General features: G+C 66.0%; 2 protein-coding genes. Both read left to right on the top strand.

Annotated features, from left to right (window positions below; translation table 11 throughout):
- Nucleotides 1-431 (top strand): response regulator (locus F1542_RS03060; protein ID WP_193731754.1); only part of this gene is annotated, 431 nt, incomplete at its 5' end.
- 29 nt (nt 432-460) lie between these two features.
- On the top strand, nt 461-1,594 hold the full coding sequence (locus tag F1542_RS03055) for a sorbosone dehydrogenase family protein (RefSeq protein ID WP_193731753.1): 1,134 nt from the start codon (nt 461-463) through the stop codon (nt 1,592-1,594).
- Nucleotides 1,595-1,707 lie beyond the last annotated feature (113 nt).

The following is a 1,707-nucleotide window of genomic DNA, read 5'->3' as shown; positions in this document are numbered from 1 at the left end:
ACGTAAACCCCGCCCCGCCACCTGTGGCGCAGGATGCGACGGCCGCCGCATCCCCCACGCCGGGAAAGGAAAAGAAAGTGACCGACGCCGATATCCTGCTGGTCGAGGACCAGTTCCTGATTGCGATGGAAGCCGAATGGGCGATCGAGGAAAGCAATCTGGGACAGGTCCGCACCGTGGCCTCGGTGTATGAAGCGTTGACCGCCATCCGCACCCGCGTGCCGGATGTCGCGATACTGGATGTCAACCTTGGTGACGAAAGCTCGATCGAGGTCGCGCACATGCTGCGCGCGCGGGGCGTGCCGTTCATTTTCGCCACCGGCTATGCCGACCGCACCATGATCCCCCCCGACCTGCGCGATGTCCCGGTGGAGCGCAAGCCATATTCCGCCACGGCCCTGGCCGAACGCATCCGCCAGCTTGTTTCGTGACCACGCCCGCCGCGCCGAGGAGCCATCCGATGCCCCGTATCCCCGCAGCCTTCATGGGCCGCGCCGCCATCATTGCGGCCCTGGTGGTCCCGGCCACCGCCGCGCTGGCCGCCCCGCGCACGGACCTGCTGCAGGTGCCGCAGGGGTTCCATGTCAGCATTGTGTCCGACCATGTGCCCAGTGCGCGTGAAATGGCCCGTGGCGCGCGGGGCACCATATTCGTCGGCAGCATGGCGGCGGGAAATGTCTATGCCCTGAGCGGTGTGGATGGCGGCGGGACGGTGCGGGTGCAGACCATTGCCCAGGGGCTGGACCTGCCGGTGGGCGTGGCCTACCACGATGGTGACCTGTATGTGTCCGACATGCGGCGCATTGTCGTGCTGCGCGCCATCGAGGACCATCTGGACGACCCGCCAAAGCCCGAGGTCGTGGCCGACAGCCTGCCCTACCGCGCCGGCGACCATTCATGGAAGTTCATTGCGTTTGGCCCGGACAACCGGCTGTATGTCCCCATTGGCGCACCGTGCAACATATGTGACGTGGGCCACGAATTCGGGCGTATCATTTCCATGAACGCCAGTGGCACGGACCGCCGCGACGTGGCGTATGGCATCCGCAACTCGGTCGGTTTCACGTGGCAGCCGGGCACGGGTGTCACGTGGTTTACCGATAACGGGCGCGACAACATGGGCGATGACGTGCCATCCGATGAACTGAACCGGGTGGACGTGCCGGGGCAGTCCTTCGGCTATCCCTACTGCCATCAGGGCAACGTGCCCGACCCGCAGTTCGGCAGCCAGCATCCATGCAGTGAGTTCACCCCACCCGCCCTGCTGCTGGGCGCGCATGTCGCGGCCCTGGGGCTGCGGTTTTATGAGGGCACCGAATTTCCCGCCGCCTATCATGGCAGCCTGATGATTGCCGAACACGGGTCATGGAACCGCAGCCAGCTATCGGGATACCAGGTGGTCAGCGTCAGCTTTGACGCGGACAACCGTCCCCGGCCCCCCACCGTGCTGGTCAGCGGCTTCCGGCAGGGGCAGCGGGCATGGGGCCGTCCGGCTGATGTCCTGCCCCTGCCCGATGGCAGCATGCTGATCAGCGACGACCTGTCGGGCGCCATCTACCGCCTGACCTATGGGGATGCCGCCCCCACGCACTGACCATGACGGGGCATGTCACCCGTTTTCCCTTAAACTGTTACGGAGGCCCCTGCCATGTCCCCGCGCGCCGCCGCACTGTTCACAGCCCTTGTCGCCCTGCTGGGTCCTGCATC

Origin of the sequence: Komagataeibacter sp. FXV3, from assembly GCF_015155755.1 — a bacterium.
Lineage (GTDB): Bacteria > Pseudomonadota > Alphaproteobacteria > Acetobacterales > Acetobacteraceae > Komagataeibacter.
This window is presented reverse-complemented; position numbering and strand designations above follow the sequence as displayed.